At 62.5% G+C, this 17,147-nt stretch carries 15 protein-coding genes; 11 read left to right on the top strand and 4 right to left on the bottom strand.

Features of this window, described 5'->3' with window-relative positions:
* Positions 1–39: 39 nt before the first annotated feature.
* The 4 genes from VT03_RS02330 (at position 40) to VT03_RS02315 (ending at position 4,205) form a co-directional block, all read left to right on the top strand.
* Positions 40–1,851: a sensor histidine kinase gene (locus tag VT03_RS02330; RefSeq protein WP_156514238.1), complete on the top strand. Its 1,812-nt coding sequence runs from the start codon at positions 40–42 to the stop codon at positions 1,849–1,851.
* 2 nt (positions 1,852–1,853) lie between these two features.
* Entirely contained in the window at positions 1,854–2,930 is a 1,077-nt protein-coding gene (locus VT03_RS02325; protein WP_075091494.1) for an adenylate/guanylate cyclase domain-containing protein, read from the top strand.
* A gap of 583 nt (positions 2,931–3,513) precedes the next feature.
* Entirely contained in the window at positions 3,514–3,873 is a 360-nt protein-coding gene (locus VT03_RS02320; RefSeq protein ID WP_075091493.1) for a hypothetical protein, read from the top strand.
* On the top strand, positions 3,870–4,205 hold the full coding sequence (locus tag VT03_RS02315) for a hypothetical protein (protein WP_075091492.1): 336 nt from the start codon (positions 3,870–3,872) through the stop codon (positions 4,203–4,205). Before VT03_RS02320 ends, VT03_RS02315 begins: the two co-directional genes overlap by 4 nt.
* 407 nt (positions 4,206–4,612) lie before the next feature.
* On the opposite strand, the gene VT03_RS02310 is transcribed toward VT03_RS02315, so the two are convergent.
* On the bottom strand, positions 4,613–5,884 hold the full coding sequence (locus tag VT03_RS02310) for an SGNH/GDSL hydrolase family protein (RefSeq protein ID WP_075091491.1): 1,272 nt from the start codon (positions 5,882–5,884) through the stop codon (positions 4,613–4,615).
* A 375-nt stretch (positions 5,885–6,259) separates the two neighbouring features.
* Here VT03_RS02310 and VT03_RS02305 point away from each other — a divergent pair, with 375 nt between their 5' ends.
* Positions 6,260–6,751, top strand: a complete 492-nt coding sequence (locus VT03_RS02305; RefSeq protein WP_075091490.1) for a GNAT family N-acetyltransferase — start codon at positions 6,260–6,262, stop codon at positions 6,749–6,751.
* A 130-nt stretch (positions 6,752–6,881) separates the two neighbouring features.
* On the top strand, positions 6,882–7,691 hold the full coding sequence (locus VT03_RS02300; protein WP_075091489.1) for an alpha/beta fold hydrolase: 810 nt from the start codon (positions 6,882–6,884) through the stop codon (positions 7,689–7,691).
* A 100-nt stretch (positions 7,692–7,791) separates the two neighbouring features.
* On the opposite strand, the gene VT03_RS02295 is transcribed toward VT03_RS02300, so the two are convergent.
* On the bottom strand, positions 7,792–8,385 hold the full coding sequence (locus VT03_RS02295) for a hypothetical protein (RefSeq protein WP_082845875.1): 594 nt from the start codon (positions 8,383–8,385) through the stop codon (positions 7,792–7,794).
* Between the two features lie 385 nt (positions 8,386–8,770).
* Here VT03_RS02295 and VT03_RS02290 point away from each other — a divergent pair, with 385 nt between their 5' ends.
* Entirely contained in the window at positions 8,771–9,004 is a 234-nt protein-coding gene (locus VT03_RS02290) for a hypothetical protein (protein WP_075091487.1), read from the top strand.
* Here the strand turns inward: VT03_RS02290 and VT03_RS02285 are convergent.
* The gene (locus VT03_RS02285) at positions 8,995–10,302 is read right to left on the bottom strand and encodes a hypothetical protein (RefSeq protein ID WP_075091486.1); all 1,308 of its coding nucleotides are present in this window, start codon (positions 10,300–10,302) and stop codon (positions 8,995–8,997) included. The two genes, VT03_RS02290 and VT03_RS02285, sit on opposite strands and share 10 nt — an antisense overlap.
* Positions 10,303–10,969: 667 nt before the next feature.
* Between VT03_RS02285 and VT03_RS02280 the strand changes: the two genes are divergently transcribed.
* From VT03_RS02280 to uvsE, 3 genes are all read left to right on the top strand, one after another.
* Entirely contained in the window at positions 10,970–11,344 is a 375-nt protein-coding gene (locus VT03_RS02280; RefSeq protein ID WP_075091485.1) for a hypothetical protein, read from the top strand.
* A 200-nt stretch (positions 11,345–11,544) separates the two neighbouring features.
* Complete coding sequence (locus VT03_RS02275; RefSeq protein WP_156514237.1) at positions 11,545–12,069, top strand: SRPBCC family protein; 525 nt, start codon at positions 11,545–11,547, stop codon at positions 12,067–12,069.
* A 51-nt stretch (positions 12,070–12,120) separates the two neighbouring features.
* The gene (uvsE, locus tag VT03_RS02270; RefSeq protein ID WP_075091484.1) at positions 12,121–13,020 is read left to right on the top strand and encodes a UV DNA damage repair endonuclease UvsE; all 900 of its coding nucleotides are present in this window, start codon (positions 12,121–12,123) and stop codon (positions 13,018–13,020) included.
* Positions 13,021–13,062: 42 nt separating this feature from the next.
* Here uvsE and VT03_RS33125 read toward each other — a convergent pair whose 3' ends face one another.
* Positions 13,063–14,625, bottom strand: a complete 1,563-nt coding sequence (locus tag VT03_RS33125) for a BPL-N domain-containing protein (RefSeq protein ID WP_197489173.1) — start codon at positions 14,623–14,625, stop codon at positions 13,063–13,065.
* A 664-nt stretch (positions 14,626–15,289) separates the two neighbouring features.
* Between VT03_RS33125 and dnaX the strand changes: the two genes are divergently transcribed.
* Positions 15,290–17,137: a DNA polymerase III subunit gamma/tau gene (gene dnaX / locus VT03_RS02260; protein WP_156514235.1), complete on the top strand. Its 1,848-nt coding sequence runs from the start codon at positions 15,290–15,292 to the stop codon at positions 17,135–17,137.
* Positions 17,138–17,147 lie beyond the last annotated feature (10 nt).

The following is a 17,147-nucleotide window of genomic DNA, read 5'->3' as shown; positions in this document are numbered from 1 at the left end:
ATCTCACATTCGTGACTTACATCTGTGGACCACGAGCACATGGCCAAAAAAAAAGAATCGCCGAAAAGACAATGCTTCCTCGCCATCCCATACTTGCCAGCGTTTGAAGAGCTCTTCGATAGTCTCAAAAAAGCATGCAGAAATCAGCAGTTTACCCCTATCGATGAGGAATATTTCCAGCGAAATCCCGCAGATAGTCCTATTGCCGAGATAGCGAGTTCCGATTGTATAATCGCTGATATCTCTTCTTCTGATGGTGGGATTTTCTTCCAAATAGGCCAATCTATGGCCATGGGGAAGCCCACTTTAGTATTAGTTCGCGACGATTATTCTCGCCAGCTTCCCAATGAGCTGAGATCGTCGCCCCTCTATGTGTATAAGAGCACAGCAGAAGGCCGTGCAGATCTTGTCTCTCTGGTACACAGTTGGCTCCGATCAGTTCGCACCGGCGCCGGACGAGTTCGATTGCCGATACCGGCCAGCCTGTCAACGCCATTTTTTGTTAATTGGGATATCCTGGCGACGGAAGACATCGAAAACCTCTGCCGCGAGCTGATTGCCCAAATGGGCTTCCGTCGAATTGAGTGGTATCGCGAGTCTGCCGAGTTCGATTTACTTGCTGAGCTTCCCAAGAAGGACCCCGACGGTTTCGAGTATTTGGAGCAATGGCTGATCTCTCTCGGCAGAAGCATGCCGCCCGAACAGGCTCTGGAGATGATTTATGGGGATCCAGACCGAGTCCTTTACCAACTCCGTCGGGGTCATGACATCGACGATCGCCTTCGGCCGGGTAGGCGGGAAGACTCGTCCCTGACGCTCCTCTTAATTGTTCTGAAGAACGAATTCATAGAAGATGGCCTGCTGCAGAGACACGAACGGCACTTTCTAAGGTCAAAACGTTATCCATCGACGGCGGTGAGAGTTCGCGTGTGGGATCGCGACTACATGACGCGGCTAGTCCAGCAGTTCCCGCAACTCGGGTTTAAGTACTTTTCGGATGAGGCGCGATCACTAGCTAAGTTCCGAAAGGGGCCTGAGGAATTATATCGCGAAAATGTCGATCTCGTTGAGCGCCTCGCAATCACCAACAGTGCTCTAGAGCGAGAAAAGAGTTTGCGCATTCGCGCCGAACGTGACGCCATATGGAAGGATATTTCGTTTTCAGCCGCGCACAAAATAGGAAATCCTATATTTGCAATTGAGACTGATCTAGCTCCGCTCCAAAAAAGAATAGAGGAGCACCGCGAGGCGGAAGCCATATCAGTTGTCGTGAATATGAGAGGTGCCGTCGAAAAGGCGAAGAGTATCGTTGATCAATTCAAGTCGTTGGCGAGGGCTCAACACATTTCGCCAATCCAGACAGCGCTGCTTCCTTTGCTTGAGGACGCGTGCCACTCTCTCAGGTCGCGAGGTGTTAACTGCAAGATCGATTGCTCTCCTGAGCTGTTGGTTTTTGCCGATCCGGAGCGGATCGCAGAAGTCTTGGATGAGCTGGCCGCAAATTCGCTTCACTGGATGGCTGAAGTGGTGCGAGTCATCGAGATCGAAGCGTCGATCGTCCCAGCAGAGCAAGTTCCTTCTTTTGTCGACCCGAAAGGGGCGTATGTTCTCATCAAGTTTTCTGACAATGGCGCGGGGGTTGAACCTCATCTGAAGGAGCAGATATTCGAAGCATTCTTTACGACGTATGACCACGGAACCGGACTCGGGCTTGCGCTGGTCAGGCGAATCATTGAGGGGCATGGCGGAGCGATTCGCGAGGTAGGATTGCACGGCAAAGGGGCGACGTTTGAAATATATCTTCCATACAACAAAGTTGACTCTGGCTCGCAAACACGAAAGCCTTCGTAATTATGGCAAAAATCCTGGTCGTTGATGATGAAGTCCACAACCGAGAGGCAATGGTCCGCGCACTTGGAGACGAGAATCCAGCGTGGGAGTTTGTTGTCGCCGCCAATGAACACGAAGGGGAAGCACTGCTTCTACAGCATGTGGGCACAACGTCACCAATCGATGTTGTGCTTACCGACCTAGTGATGAAATCGGAAGCGAGCGGCATGACTATGCTGCAGCGGGCAAGGGAGATTGACCCGCATGTTATGGCGATTCTATTCACGGCAAAAGAGAAAAGTCTCGACCGGTACGCCGCCTTCGACGTCGGGGCCTTTGACGTTGTAGAGAAGAATATACGCGGGGTGATTGCGGCTAAAGAGATTAATATCAAGGCCAGGGCTGCTCTTCGCTACCGCGAGTGGTCACGGAAGGTGGCGATGACACAACGGTACTTTGATAGAACATTGTACGGAGCAATCGACCGGGACCCATCATTGCTCGCGTTATCTGAGAGAGTCGTCACGATTGTCTTTTGGGATATACGGGGGTTTTCGTTGCTGTGCGAAATCCTCAAGGCTCATCCGACACTGATAGCAGGTTTTCTGAAAGAGTACTGCGATATTGCGGCTAAGATTGTGTTTTCGAATGGGGGTGTTCTTGATAAGTTCATCGGCGATGGAGTGATGGCGTTATTCGGTGCTCTTCCGCCGCATTCGAGGGATGGCCGGGAGGAGGCCGTCGCCGCGTGTCACGCGGCACAGCAGTTTAGATTGGCGTTTGTTGAATTGCGTGATAGGTGGATGGTAGATTGGAAGTTGTATTCGCCTCAGGATATTAGAATTGGATTGGGTTGTGGCATTCACACGGGGAGCGCTCTTGTCGGGAGCGTCGGAACGGAGTTTCGCGACCAGTTCACTGCGCTGGGGCCACACGTGAACTTCGCCGCTCGAATTGAGGGAAGATCTCAGGGAGGGCAAATTTTGATGTCTCAGTCCACGGAGGGGAGGACGTCTCATTCCGTGAAGACGGGACCGGCGGGTGAGATCAATGACATAAAGAATATCCCGGGAATCTACAGACTTTTCGAAATCGTTTAGATCGACGACAGGGTGGCCGGTCGGGTGGCACGTCCTGTAGGTACTCCGGAAGGGCGTGGCGAGCGTTCCAGCGTCCGTCGGATCGGGTGGCACGCCGGGTGCCACTGCTCGTGCTTTGACGAGCAGTGCCGAGTTCGAGTTGGACCTCCAATCACTGCTGGCCCAAGGCTGCCAGCAGATGGGGATGAAAGATCTGTTGCTCCGGTCCCGGCTACGATGCCGGGTGGGTTCAATCACAAGACCAGGAGCAACAGACATGGAGATCGTACGTGTTTACCTGGGACTCGACTATCACGCCGGGTGCCACTGCTCGTGCTTTGACGAGCAGTGCCGAGTTCGAGTTGGACGTCCAATCACTGCTGGCCCAAAGCTGCCAGCAGATGGGGATGAAAGGTCTGTTGCTCCGGGTCGGGTGGCACGCCCTGTAGGTACTCCGAAAGGGCGTGGTCAAGCCATGTGTGTCGTCGCTTCGATTGCGGCACTATTCTGCGCGACCACGCCCTTCCGCAAAGCCTCCAGGGCCGTGCCACCCGATCCGACTTCAACGCTGAGAGGCGATAGACTGGGACCATCAGCGTCGAGTATGAACGTGATGCTGGTGCAGGGCTCCTGCGCCCGCCCGCGGTTCCACTTCGAATCCTTCGCCGAGCTTGCAATGCCCTCGCGTTTAGGTCGAGCCTTACCAGCGGATTGGGGCGTCACAGGTGCCCCTGGTGAGGCATCGACGTTCATCACAGGCCGCTTCATCCGGTACGGTCTCATTCTCCTGGTCGGGCTCTATCTCTTGGGGGCGACGCCGGCACAGGCGACCTGGCAGATCCCGCGGCTCATCGAGTTCGGCAATCACACGTATGGGATTGAAGAGATCCCCATGCTGGATTGTGGGATTACGGTCCGGGATCTATCGGACCAGGAACGCAGAAACTGCCGCCGTTCGAGATGACCTCCTCGGCGAACAACTCCGGCTACGTGGCGCAGTTTGGAATCCGCGACTCAAAACTCTACCTCGACAAGATCACCGGGCAGATTGACGGCAAGACACGGCGGAACGAGCAGATCATTCCCGGCCCGCAGTTTCCGATCGTTGCCGAGTGGTTCACCGGACGAATTCACGTTCAGGTCGGCGAGTACGACAACGAGAGGCGGGAATCGAATGCGGTGATCATCTTTCACGTCGAGAAGGGGATCGTCAGAAAGACCGACTTCGCAGAACGGATGACTCTCCCCGGCACCTGGAACGGCCTTCCAGCACCGACCGGTCCGAAAGACGACTGAGGGGATGGCGTGCTGAGCCTCGCGAACCGGGCGGCACGCCCCTGGAAGCTTTGCACATGGGCGCGGCAGCGGAGTGGCTGGAGCGGGATGGTGCGTTGATGATCGGAAAGTGGTCGGTCGCAGACTGAGCGTGGTCGAGTGAAAGGACGCCATGGCCCCAGTCCTCCGAATTGGGGACCGACTTCAACGCTGACAGGCGTTAGACGGGGGCCACGGGCGTCGAGTAGGAAGGTGATGCTGGTACAGGGCCCCAGCCACCCTCCCGTGACACCGGTTCCGGGAGCTCATGGCTGATTGGCACGGGCCGGTGTGGCTGAGCGATTCGTTTCGGGGTATAAAAAAGGGTAAAGACACATTGGCATCAATGAGCTTTGACCCCCTCGATTTCCATGAGGTCTCGGGCCCGGCTACGACTTGGCCGGGATAATCTCCACTGTGTGCCCCTTGACCGGCAGCGTTGCCCGCACCGTTTCGTCACGCTTCTCCAGTTCCGCATATCGCGTCTTGAGAACCTCCTGCTTTCGGGACTCGATCTCCGCCGGGCTCACCTTCAAGCCCAGCCAGTCAGGAATCTGGACCGGCGCCAGGTGGACTCCCCGGAAGATTTGAGCGTGGTGGTATTCGTTCTTGATCCGAATGGCCGATTCAATGGCCCGCACCTGCTCTGCCACCGGGCCAGTCTTCAAGGCGGCCTCGGCGAGGTTGACCCCCTTCTCCAGTTCCGCCGCCGTGTACTGGGCGACAGTGACGCCGCCCAGTTTGATGTCGTACTTGCCGGCGTTCAGGCCCGTGATCTTCAGCGTGTAGCGGTTCAACTCTTCGAGAAGCGGCGCCCAGGGAAGGATGCTGCTGGCATGCTCGGGAAAATAGGGCAGCCCTTCGTCCGTGCGTACGAACGCCACGCCCCCTTCGTTCTTCCGAAGATCCGTGACGGCCGCCCGCTCGGCGTCAACAGTTCCAGAGGCCAGATCGATCGAGACAGACGACACCGTCGTGGGGAAGTGCATCCCCTTCAGGATCGACGCCGCCATCAACGCCTGCCCCGGCGACCAGGGATGGACCGCGTCCCCGCCGGAGATCGGGACATACTTTGATTGCTTGGACCGGGCCTCATTCAGAACCTGGAGGTAAGGATGGAACTGATCAACAAAGAGCCCGCCGTTTTCCTCCGCGATCGTCTTCAGGCCCGCAGAGTACTTCTCCAGTGTCTCGTTGTACCCGGTCAACGCGGTCGGACCCTGTTCGGCGGTGTCAATCGGTTGCGGCGTCAGCCAGGCCACCCGAACGTGAGCCGCCTGTGCCTTGTCCGCCATCCCCTTCAGGCCCTCCATGTAGGTCTTGAAGCCAGGCTCGTCAAAAGCGCGATACCCGCCGTCATTCATCCCGAAGTCGACGGTCAATGCGGTCGGCTGGAAAAACGCGACGTCTCGGGCGAAACGCTCATTCCCCCCTGGTGACCGGTCCCCTCCGATACCCACATTGCGGAACGTCAGCTTCCAGCCGGGGAACCGGGTGGTGACCCAGGTTTCAACGAAATTGCTGTAGAGGTGCTGCTCGGTGATGCTGTCGCCGATCATGACGACTTTGTCGCCGTCCTTGAAAAAGAACTCGTCCGCGCTCGCGAATCCACAAGCCAGCAGAACCAGGACGAAAGAGCCGAGTCGCGACGTCCATCGCATCGGTGAGATCCTCCACAGGGTCCGAGATGTCATTCCCCGTCGCTGAAAGACTGCGAAGGGGCAGCGTTGAAAGAGGATTGTTGTAAACCGGACCTGCAACTCGAAAGCACGCGACCATTCTTTTTTCCGCGGGGCGTGGTGAACGGGTCCAGCGTCCGTCGCAGCTTGGACAGTTCCGCATGGAAGTGCCTCCGGCGGCCAGGGCTTCCAACCCTGGACCCGGGGTTCTGGCGTTGAGTCCCTTCGCGATCACCCTCCGAGACGACCTGCTGGGGCAGTTTGCCGGCCTCTTCTCACAACGCCCGCCTCGACACAGTCCATACTCCTCCGCGACAACCTGCCCGCAGCCATCCCCCCGGCGGAATCGACCCGGCCATGATTCGAATCTTTCAGCATGGAGACCATCGTGCCGTCGCGGAGATCTTTACCTCCGCCGTTCACGAAATTGCGTCGCAGGTCTACACGCCCGAGCAGTGCCTGGCGTGGTCGGCCCGCGAGGTGAACTACGAGCACTGGAGAAAACGCTGCGAGCTGAAGCGGCCGTTTCTCGGGATCGTCGATGGAGAAGTGGCAGGATTCCTGGAACTCGATCCGGACGGCCACATCGACTGCGCCTACGTCAATCCGCGGTTCCAGCGACGGGGCGTCGTGACTGAACTGGTGCAGCATGCCGTGACGACCTGCCTCGACCTGGGCATCGCGCGCGTCTACGTCGAGGCCTCGATCTGCGCGAAACCGATGTTCGAGAAGCTCGGCTTCGAAACGACAAGCGAGGACTTCGTCCGCATCCGGGACATCGAGCTTCTCAACTACCGGATGGAGAAGCGGAAGCCGGGCAACGTCGCCGCACCGGGCCGTGCGTCCTGAGGACAGCGGCACTCGTCGGACATAAGCAGCTCGAGGGACAGGCGAGACCTATACTCCGGTCTCGAGCCGATCGTGACTTCGGTCCCGTTGGGCCGCTGCTCACAGTGTCGCGCCTGGGAGACGCACATCCATGAGAACGACGGACGGCGCCGAACCGACAACCCCTCGCGGGTGTACCGTTCAGATCCGCAACCTGGAGCTGTATTACGAGGAGTACGGCGCTGGAAAGCCCCTGGTGCTCCTCCATGGGTTTGGCGGATCTTCACAGAACTGGCATCCCTTCACTCCCCAGCTCTCAGAACACCATCGGCTGATCGTCGTGGACATGCGGGGCCACGGTCACTCCACCAATCCCGAGAACAAGTTCACACATCGGAAAGCGGCCATAGACGTCTTCCTCCTGCTGGAGAAGTTGGGGATCGATCAGTTCTCGGCCATGGGCATCAGCTCTGGTGGTATGACGCTGCTTCACATGGCAACGAGCCAGCCCGGCCGCATCGATTCGATGGTGTTGGTCAGCGCGACCACCCACTTCCCCGATCAAGCCCGGGCCATCATGCGCCGCGCTGCGTTCGGCACCATGCCCCAACCGGTGCAGGAGATGTATCGAGAGTGTGCGAAACGCGGTGACGAGCAGATTCGTCAACTCATCGCCCAGTTCAACGCGTTCCACAACGACTACGACGATATGAACTTCACTCCGCAACAGCTCTCAACCATCACCGCTCGCACCCTCATCGTGCACGGCGACCGCGACCGCTTCTTCTCCGTGGAGATCCCCGTAAGCCTCTACCGCTCGATCCCCGACGCCGCGCTGTGGGTCATCCCCGGCGGCGACCACGTTCCGATCTACGATCCCGCGGTTCCCTTCGCCTCCACAGCCCTGCGTTTCCTCGACGGTCCGCGCCGCCGCCAAAGACTGGCTGGTTGCGAACCCTGATTTCGGGTGGGAGTGACTGTCTGACCGGGCGGGCAGCCTGCCGGCTTGCGGGGGACCGCGCAACGCTCGGAAGTTCACGTCTTCGCTTCTCGAGCCGAAATCAGGCGGCCTGACCGGCCGATGATGTTCCGGGCCAGTTCGCCATGCCGCTTAAGGTCTGCCGGATCTCGCGCAAAAGATCGTCGAGGCAGCGATCGCTTTTTCCCCAGTCGTACAACTGGCCGGGAACGTTCGTCGCGGCCACGAGCCGCGTTCCGGACTCCCGCTTCGTGAGGCGGACAACCACGTCGCCGGCGAACGAGAACAGGTCCGAGGGAAGGATCGCTTCCAGTTCGCAGCCATCGTCCGCCTGTTGCACCCCGCGGATCTTCTGCCCGGCTCCGGCCAGGGCGCAGAGCGCCGCTGCCAGAACCTCCCCGATCGGCTGGGCGAAAACCTCCTCACGCTGCCGACCGGTCCGAATCCCGAGCTTGGCATAGATCGGCTGGACAAAAGCCGCCAGCTTGCCGACCGGCACGCCCCCCGTCAGAGGTGATAGGAGTTTGTCCCCCACCTGCAGGAACTCCTCGGCGGTCATCGTCGCTCGAGCCCGCGACGCGTGATCGGCGATCCGCCGTCGCACTTCCGGAACCTGAATCAGCACTTCGTACCGATGCTCGTTCGACCAGTCGCCCGCGATGGCCGCGGGCTCCATGTCTTTCAAAAGACTGGTCCCGCAAAAGCCACAGAAATTGCCGGCCCCCGGCTTTCCACATTGCGTGCAATACATCAGCCGATTCCATCCAGATGAGTATTGATCGGACAGAGCCCGACTTCGTTGGACGCAGCCTCGCAAAAGAAGCCGTTTCGGGCAATCCGTGTTGGACCGGGAAGGCGGCGGTGGGCACTGAAGTCGCCGGGGTGTGGAGGGCGACGGGCTCCGTCCGTGTCGCTCGAAGCGACAGGAATTCGGAGGCGACCGGAGCTGACGGCGGCATGCCGGCGCGGCCGTCGCTCGAGCCCGTTACTCCGGCTGGTCGCTTCTTTCTCTCCGCGAACGTCGGTATGGTCAACGGCGTGCCCGTTTTGGAGGAGTTCCCATGTCGACCGTTCAGTCCGCTCAGCAGGTCCTTGACCGCCATTACCTGGAACTGCGGTGCGACCTCCTTGATCTGGCGGCGGCACTCGATCGCGTCGAGCGGTCGGATGGAGCCGCGACCGCGACCGGGGATCCGCGATTTGCCCTGATTGAGAATGGGATCCGGATCCTGCTGCAGCGCGGGGCGGGCCGGGCGGAGGCGATCCAGATGCTGTTCAGCGATCCTTATCCGTAACGGGCCGGATACGCTGCTGCGTCACCGCGGGCGCGGCATTGCGATCGGCGGACGTCGAGGCGGCGGGTCATCGATTGGACCCACTGCTGGAAGCGGCGGTCGATTTCCTGCTGGGCGGCCATGGTTCCCGCTCCCATCCGCAGGGCCCGGTCGATTTCTCCGGCCACTCCGAGGCTCTCGGCGACCTTCAGGACCTCCGTCAGCTGCGGGTCGTTGCGGATCCGCTGGATGTCCTCGGGGCGGGCCTGATCGCCTCGTCCGACCTGTCGATCCACCCAGACGGCCCGCCACTCTCCCTCGGGCGTTTTCACGGCGAGGGCCGAGTCGACGGCGACCTGGTTCTGCTCAGGGGCGACGTCGACCATCGTCACGCGGAACGCGGTAAGGCCGGCCGAGTCCGCCTGCTTCTTAGCCGAGCTGAGCCACCGGGGCTCGCCCGTTGGTTTCGCCGGCGGAGCGTCCAGTTGGCCGGAGAGAAGTCCCTGGAGCTCCTTGCCGACTCCCCCCTGGAGGATGGAAGGGAGCATTTCGGCCAGCGGTGGCCGCTTGTCGGCGCGGTCGGCCCGGAAGACGGAATCGCCCGTCCCCTGGAAGCAGGCCTGTTCGCCGAACTGGAATTCCCAGATCCCGGTGCGGATTCCCCACTGCTCGTCGGAGTCCTCCGTGGCGGGGAAGGGGTTGTCGGCGCCGACCGTGGCGGTCTTCCAGTTCGGGACCGCTTTGGCGACGGTCTTTTCGAGAGCGGTGGCGGGGGTTTCCTCGACGCGGGGGAGTTTCTGGTACCAGGCCATGAGGGCGAGTTGCCGCCGTTCCGCGGGCTGGGCGATGGTCCGGCGGATGTCGGCGGCGGGGAGGCGGAGGACGACCCAGGGGGAGGCTTCCTCTTTGGCCGTGTCTTTTTTCAGTTCATCGCGGGCTAGGGAGATCGTGGCGATGAGCTGCCGGTTGGGGTCGGTGCGGGCTTCGAGGCGCTTGATCCAGGCGTCGATCCGCTCGTCACGGGTGGTTTGCGCGGCGTCGTTGTTCGTGTCTCCGGCGGCGTCGAGTTCGCGGAGCCAGTCGGGGTGTTTGCGTTCGAGCCAGTCGCGGCGGACGGCGAGGACGGTTTCGGTTTTCGATTCGCCGAGGAGGAGACCCCGGAGTTCGCCGTGTCCGCGGCTGAGGACGAGGTCGATCGTGAAGCGTTTGCCGGTGTTGCCGAAGTCGTCAACGGCGTGGGCGGGGGGGCCGGCCAGAGCGAGCAGGAGCGCCGCGAGGGTGGTCGCGACGGATCGCAGGGGGGAAGCGGACGTCAACATGGCGTTCTCCCGGACGGGCAGGTGTGACGGGCCCTCACTGACACATACGGACTTGGAGCGAGACAGTTTACCAGTTCCCGCGGACTCACCGGGTCCAGGGCAGGGGACTTGGTGGGGGACAGGGCTTGTGTCGTTCTCTTGGCTCCCGCCCGCCGGAGGCCCGACCGCTGAGAACCGTTGAAAACGGACTGTGTTCAACTGCGGATCTGCGTTGAGAACACCCTCGCCTCCTCCCACCCTGCGACAACGACCGCAAACAGCACCTCTGTCGCCAAATACCGCAACGTCTGATCGGGAAACAGTTTTTGGCGAAAACCGTTCGAGACGTGCGCGCAAAAAAATCGCTCCATTGTCAGGTTTTCGTGGTCATCAGGGGACGGCCGCCCGGGCGGTGGCGATCCGAATGATGCTGTTGTGGCGTCGGTGGCTTGGTCACAGCTTGCTCCTGAGGAAAGACACCGCTTCATCGGCGCAAGGCGTTTGGGCCTGGGTGAAACGCTCTGAGGGGCCACGTCGGGTGCTCTCCAGGAGGAGTCCAGGAAGGGGCGGTTTCCTGCGACGATTTGACGCAGAGTCGGACTCGGCGACACGTCGTATAGTTTCGCACGGCCGGAGATTCAGGAGCGAACGCGAATCTCGAGGTCGCCCAGAGACATCAGGAGAGTCAATGTCCGTCGCCACGCTTGAACCGAAGACGATTTCCCGGCCGAAGACGATTGTCGCCCCGGTTCAGAAGAAGTCGCCTTCCAGCCAGTTCGAACGCTACGACACGATCAACACGTCCCGGATCGCCGTCATCGGCTTTGTTTCGGCGATCCTGGTCTTCGGGGCCGTTGTTTCGGCCCAGGCGGCGTTCTTCGCCGCCGACAACGGGGAAGCCGCCCGGAAGGCCGAAGTGGCCGTTGCGAACGGGCTGACCGATCAGCAGAGCCGCCTGGCCGGCTACGGCTGGGTCAACCCGGCCGAAGGGACGGTCCATATTCCGGTCGACCGCGCGATGAAGCTGGTTGTCCGCGATCAGAAGGTTGCTGCGGCCAAGTAGTTGGCCCGGCGTCCTTTCGGTCATTCCGCACGGGGCTGTTTCTTTCGGGGCCCCGTGCTCCGCGGCGCCATCGACGAGCTTGAACGCCTAGTCGCAAGTCACCTGCCATGAAGGGTTTGTGGGCGGCGAGCGGCAGTGTTCGCCAAGTCGAGTTCCTGCGGAATGGTGCCTCTCTCCTGACACCGTCATACTCGGCCGGTATGACAGATCCCCGTGGCAGCGTCCCTTCCGGCGTTCCGAAGATTGCTTCGCATCCGGACCGGCGGGGGTGGTGGCGGCTGACGACGTCGCTTTGGCTGCCGGCGGAACGCGAGCGGGTGTTCGAGTTCTTTGCCGACGCCTTCCAGCTCGAAGTCATTACGCCCCCGTGGCTGCACTTCCACGTCGTGACGCCACGGCCGATCGTCATGGCGCCGGGCCTGCGGATTGACTACCGGCTGCGGATTCGTGGCATTCCGGTCCGCTGGCAGTCCTGCATCAGCACCTGGGAGCCAGCGCGACAGTTTGTCGATGAGCAGGTTCGCGGCCCCTACCGGGCGTGGCATCACCGGCACACGTTTGAGGAGGTCGACGGGGGGACATTGGTGGGGGATGAAGTCGATTACAGCGTCCCCGGCGGGGCGCTCGCCCACTGGCTTCTGGTCCGTGGACAGCTCCTGGAGATCTTTCGGTACCGTCGCGACAAGCTGGTGGAGATCTTCGGAGCGGACAGTCGGGCTTCGTGATTTCCGAAGGATTGAAGGCAGGGGACGGCGAAAAGGGAGACGGGAACGAGAATGATTCGCTTTGGGCTGTGCTGCATCTTCCGCGATGAGCCGATCAAGTTCGGGACGACGACGGCCGCGGCCCTGTCCCGGCTGCCGCCCGAGGGGGCGCGGATCCGGTTGTCGCTGCTCTGCCGGCAGAATGCGGATTCGCTGCTGCGGGCCCTCCGGTACTGTGCCGCGCATGGGATCGGGGCCTTCCGGATCAACAGTCAGATTCTTCCGCTCGCGACGCACCCGGTGTTCGGCTACCGGCTGGCGGATCTGCCCGACGGGCCGGAGATCGTTGGCCTGTATCAGAAGTGCGGAGCCGTGGCGGCGGCGGCGAATCTGCGGACCGGCTTTCATCCCGACCAGTTCGTCGTCCTCAATTCGCAGCGGCCGGAGGTCGTGACATCGTCGCTGGCCGAACTGGAATACCAGTCGGAAGTCGCGGAGTGGGTCGGGGCGGATGTGGTGAACATCCATGCCGGCGGACTCTTTGGAGACAAAGTCCGGGCCCTGGGCGACTTTGCTCGATCGCTGGGGCGGCTCTCTCCGCGGGCCCGGTCGCGGTTGACCGTGGAGAACGACGACAAGCTCTTTGCCCCGGCCGACCTGTGGCCGATGTGCCGGGCCGAGGGGCTGCCGCTCTGTTACGACGTGCATCACCACCGCTGTCACCCGGACGATTGGACAATCGAGGAAGCGACCGGGCGGGCCCGCGAGACGTGGAACCGCGAGCCGCTGTTTCACATTTCCAGTCCGCTGGAGGGATGGTCCGGGCCGAAGCCGCAGCGGCATCACGACTTCATCGACGCGGCAGACTTTCCGAACTGCTGGCGGACGCTGGACCTGACCGTGGACGTCGAGGCGAAGGCCAAGGAGGTCGCCGTCCAGAAGCTGGCGAACGATCTCAAGGCGATGAAGTGACGCGATTTTGGTCCGCGCGGCGCGTGAACGACTGCCGACGTTCTACCGGCTGCCGTCGGGTGTCTCGGCCGTCCAGAGGACCGCTCGGGTGAGGAGCGGTTCGAGCCCCGCGGTCTTCTCGGGATGCGGGCTGAAGCAGAGGACGCGGCCTTTGTGGTACTCGCCGGCGGCAATCGCTGTCGCCCCCAGCATGATTCCCGGAGGGGCACCGTTCTTTGTGATTTCGCTCGTGAAGGAGGCGAGGCCTTCGTAGTCCGGGACCGCCGGATCGTTGGCCGGCGCGAGGAGCGGGCCCTGGTGGTAGTAGATCGTCACCTGGTCGCGGTCGAGGCCGAGGCGAGTGCGGGCGGCGGGCGTGACGCTCAGCTCGACGTCGCCGAAGCCGCGGGCCCAGTGCTCGCGGTCGAGGACCTTCGCATCCAGGATCTTGAGGGACCAGTCGTAGTCACACGTCGCGAGGTAGGCTCCGGCGCACACTCCGACGTATCCGCCGCCATCTGCGACGAAGCGGCGGATCTGCTCCCGCCCTTCCTCGCCGAGGGCACGGCCCTGGCCTCCGCCGCTGCCGCCGGGATGAATCAGGACCCGGGCGCCGTTCCAGTCCCCTTTGCGGATGTCCTCCACGGTGAGATCGAACACCTTGAGACGCGGTTCCCGCGCGAGGGCGGTGAGCAGCGTGGACCGCGAGGGACCGGTTCCCTCGCCGCGAAACACGCCGACGCGGAGGCGGTTCGCCTTGTCGCCCTGCGCCTCGTTGGCGGCCAGATCGAGGTAGCGGCCGGCGAAGTGGAAGGCCGCTTCCGCGAGGTCGCGCGCGGTCTGCTCCCGGGCGTCCGGTTTGCGGTAGTCGTTCCCGAACTCCAGTTGGATCGCATCGAGCCCGAACGGCTCGCCGCTGTACGTCTGGACGATGTAGCCGCCGGTGAAGCCTCCCTGTTCGCGGCCTTCGAACGGATCCGGGTGCATCGTCCAGCCCCGTCCTTTCAGCAAGCCGGTGAGGCTCTCCGGGCCGGAATGGGCCGGCTCGCCGAAGCGTTCCCGGAGAAGAGCGACGGTCTTGCCGTTCTGGGTGCCGCGGAAGACGGTGTTGGCCTTCGAACCCTGGCCGTGGAGGTCCAGCAGCAGGCCGCGTCCGAATTCCTTGCGGACCGTCCGGCAGCAACCCTCCAGCGTGTCGTGGTACTGGCGATAGACCCGTTCCGCTGCGGGATCCTCGAAGGCGGCGTCCGCCGGACGGTTGGGGTCGACGTACCGGCGATGCGCCCGCGAGGCGACGAGGTACGGCTTCTTCCCGAAGCGGGCTTCGACGGCCTTCGAAACGAGCTGCGCCAGTTCCTCTGTCCCGCCGTCGCGGGCGGTGCCGAACTTCCCGGGCGCGGCGACCTGTCCCTCACCGGTTCGGGGGTGGGAGCCCGGAACCTCGCGGTTTCCACCGTGCGGCGCGGAGATCACGATGGGGAGTTCGCCCGCCTGATGGAGGATGAGAGCCGCTTCGTCCTGTCCCTGGGACGTTCCGGAGGACGCGCAGCTGAACAGGAGCAGGAGGACAACCCGCCGCACGAGTTTTGACAGCGGCTGGGAAGCGGGGCGGTTGAGAAAGTCCATCCGGGGAGCGTGACGGAGGGTTTGGACCGGGGCAAGTGGCGGGGTGTTGATGTTAACGCGAATCTCATCCGAGGCCGGATATCGCGGCTGGGTCCAGTGGGGCTTGGCGGTTGGGCCTCTGGTGGACAGGGGGCGTTCGCCGGATGGTGGCTGGTCGAGGAGTGAGCCTGATTCGGGTGTCTCGAACCGCGTCCTTGCCGGCACGGCGTGATAGCTCAAACCCAATGTGCCACGGCAGCCGGGGTCAAGGGGGCAACCCCTTGCCGCCGGAGGCACTTCCATGAGGAACCGTGGTACGCAACGGATGTCCCCTTTGTGGAACCGGCGTTGAGGACTCACCGCTCGGCCTGGAATCCCCGCGGGTTGGTGAGGGGGCATCCGACGCAGTGTCCGCGTTTGGACACGGACTCCTTCAGACATCTCTCGACGGCCAGGCCTCCGGCGGGCAAAGGGGCGTTGCCCCTCTGCACTCCCCACCAGGGTGCCCCTGGACCCGGTTTGATCCGTTCGATGATACGCCACACCACCCGGCCACAATCCAGCCAACACACCCCGGACTCCGTCGGCTCTGGCGGGACGCTGGTTGCTTTCGGCGGGAGTCGCGAGAATACCGGATTGGACCGCCCGGCCACCGCCCGGCGTCCGCGTCCGGAGAGACTTGCTCGTGACCGACCGCCAACCCCAATACACCGTCCTCGCCCGCCGCTTCCGACCCCAGACCTTCGACGAAGTGGTCGGACAGGGACACGTCGGACAGTCCCTCCGTAACGCCATCCGCCAGCAACGCGTCGCCCACGCCTACCTCTTCACCGGCGCCCGCGGCGTCGGCAAGACCTCCACCGCCCGCATCTTCGCCAAGGCCCTGAACTGCCCCAACGCCGTCGACGGCGTCCCCTGCAACCAGTGCGAAGTCTGCACCTCGATCGCGGCCGGGAGCGACGTCGACGTCCTCGAAATCGACGGCGCCTCGAACCGCGGGATCGACGACATCCGCCAGCTCCGGGCCAACGTCAACGTCCGGTCGATGCGGTCGCCCTACAAAGTCTACATCATCGACGAAGTCCACATGCTCACCAAGGAGGCCTTCAACGCCCTCCTCAAGACGCTGGAAGAGCCCCCGCCGAACGTCAAATTCATCTTCTGCACCACCGAGCCCAACAAGGTCCCGGACACGATCCTTTCCCGCTGCCAGCGGTTCGACTTCGGAACGATCGCCACCGACCGGATCATGGGCCGCCTGCGGGAGATCGCGGAGGCGGAAGGCCGCGTCGTCGACGAGGAAGCCCTGGAACTCGTCGCCCGCCGCGCCGCCGGATCGATGCGGGACAGCCAGTCCCTGTTCGACCAGCTCCTCGCGTTCGGCAGCGAACGGGTTCAGGCGGAGGACGTCCACCGGCTGCTCGGGACCGCCCCGGACGAGCGGATCATCGACCTCATCGACGCCGTCATCCGCAGCGACCGGCCCGGCGTACTGTCGCGGCTCCACAATGCGGCGGAAGTCGGCGTCGAGCTGGGGGTCTTCAGCGACCAGCTCCTGAACTACCTGCGGGACCTGATCGTCGTGTCCGTCGGCGCGGACGAGGTGCCGCTCCTGGCGGTCTCGGAACGCGTCCGGGATGCCCTCCGCGAGCAGGCCGGACGCTGGGCGGTGTCGACCGCCAGCGCGGCGATGCAGATCCTGGCCGAAGCGAAGAATCGCATGCAGCGGGTCAACTACGCCCGTTCCCTGCTGGAACTGGCCCTGATCCGGATGACGCTCCTGGCGGAACTCACGCCGTTGAGCCAGGTCGGTGGCCCGGCTCCCGCCTCCCGCCCGGCAACGCCCCCCTCACCGGGGACCGCCCCGCGTCCAGCAATGCCGCCGCGGATGCCCCCGGCGAGTCCGGCCGCTCCGCGCCCGGACGAAAAAAAAAACGGGGCTGAACACCCCCCTGCAGTGACGGCTCCAGCGGTCCCTCCGCCTCCAGCAACGCCCGTGGCTCCCCCTCCTTCAGCATCGCGTTCCGCGCCGGAGCCGGAACCTGAAGGAGCAGATTGCGCGCCTGGAGCTCAGATTGCGCTGTCAGCCGGCACAATGGCAACTTTCGCAGGAGAATTGCTCACCAGATTGCCCGAGGTGATGGCCTCTCACCTGAAGAATGCCACGTTTGCTGCAATTACTGGGCCAAATTCTCTAGATTTGCGGTTCCCGAAGAGCTATGGTTTCTCTCGGATGTACTGTGCGAAGGCGGAAAACCTGAAACGCCTTCAGCAGTACATCGATGAATTGGCCGGAACTCCTGTCCAGATAAGGATTAGCGAGGACGCCTCGGTGACCGCTCCGGCGGCCCCCGTCGCAGCCAAGCCGGCCATGGCCGAACGGAGACGCCCCACCAGCGTGGAAGGGGATGTTTTTGTTCAGCAGGCAGTCGCGATCCTGAACGCGACCGTCGTCGACGTCCGGGAATATTCCGGCGCGACGGCGATCGAAGGAAGCGATTCCGGTGACGCGAACGCCGATCCGGAGGAGTAGAACGAGAGGA

Origin of the sequence: Planctomyces sp. SH-PL14 (assembly GCF_001610835.1) — a bacterium.
Lineage (GTDB): Bacteria > Planctomycetota > Planctomycetia > Planctomycetales > Planctomycetaceae > Planctomyces_A.
The sequence above is the reverse complement of the archived record's forward strand: the minus strand, read 5'-3'. Positions and strand labels throughout refer to the sequence as shown.

What these genes read in the sequence shown, in the direction of transcription:
- VT03_RS02330 (WP_156514238.1), top strand. Translation starts at nt 40, where the DNA reads ATGGCCAAAAAAAAAGAATCGCCGAAAAGACAATGCTTCCTCGCCATC.
- VT03_RS02325 (WP_075091494.1), top strand. Translation starts at nt 1,854, where the DNA reads ATGGCAAAAATCCTGGTCGTTGATGATGAAGTCCACAACCGAGAGGCA.
- VT03_RS02320 (WP_075091493.1), top strand. Translation starts at nt 3,514, where the DNA reads ATGAACGTGATGCTGGTGCAGGGCTCCTGCGCCCGCCCGCGGTTCCAC.
- VT03_RS02315 (WP_075091492.1), top strand. Translation starts at nt 3,870, where the DNA reads ATGACCTCCTCGGCGAACAACTCCGGCTACGTGGCGCAGTTTGGAATC.
- VT03_RS02310 (WP_075091491.1), bottom strand. Translation starts at nt 5,884, where the DNA reads ATGCGATGGACGTCGCGACTCGGCTCTTTCGTCCTGGTTCTGCTGGCT.
- VT03_RS02305 (WP_075091490.1), top strand. Translation starts at nt 6,260, where the DNA reads ATGATTCGAATCTTTCAGCATGGAGACCATCGTGCCGTCGCGGAGATC.
- VT03_RS02300 (WP_075091489.1), top strand. Translation starts at nt 6,882, where the DNA reads ATGAGAACGACGGACGGCGCCGAACCGACAACCCCTCGCGGGTGTACC.
- VT03_RS02295 (WP_082845875.1), bottom strand. Translation starts at nt 8,385, where the DNA reads ATGGAGCCCGCGGCCATCGCGGGCGACTGGTCGAACGAGCATCGGTAC.
- VT03_RS02290 (WP_075091487.1), top strand. Translation starts at nt 8,771, where the DNA reads ATGTCGACCGTTCAGTCCGCTCAGCAGGTCCTTGACCGCCATTACCTG.
- VT03_RS02285 (WP_075091486.1), bottom strand. Translation starts at nt 10,302, where the DNA reads ATGTTGACGTCCGCTTCCCCCCTGCGATCCGTCGCGACCACCCTCGCG.
- VT03_RS02280 (WP_075091485.1), top strand. Translation starts at nt 10,970, where the DNA reads ATGTCCGTCGCCACGCTTGAACCGAAGACGATTTCCCGGCCGAAGACG.
- VT03_RS02275 (WP_156514237.1), top strand. Translation starts at nt 11,545, where the DNA reads ATGACAGATCCCCGTGGCAGCGTCCCTTCCGGCGTTCCGAAGATTGCT.
- uvsE (WP_075091484.1), top strand. Translation starts at nt 12,121, where the DNA reads ATGATTCGCTTTGGGCTGTGCTGCATCTTCCGCGATGAGCCGATCAAG.
- VT03_RS33125 (WP_197489173.1), bottom strand. Translation starts at nt 14,625, where the DNA reads ATGGACTTTCTCAACCGCCCCGCTTCCCAGCCGCTGTCAAAACTCGTG.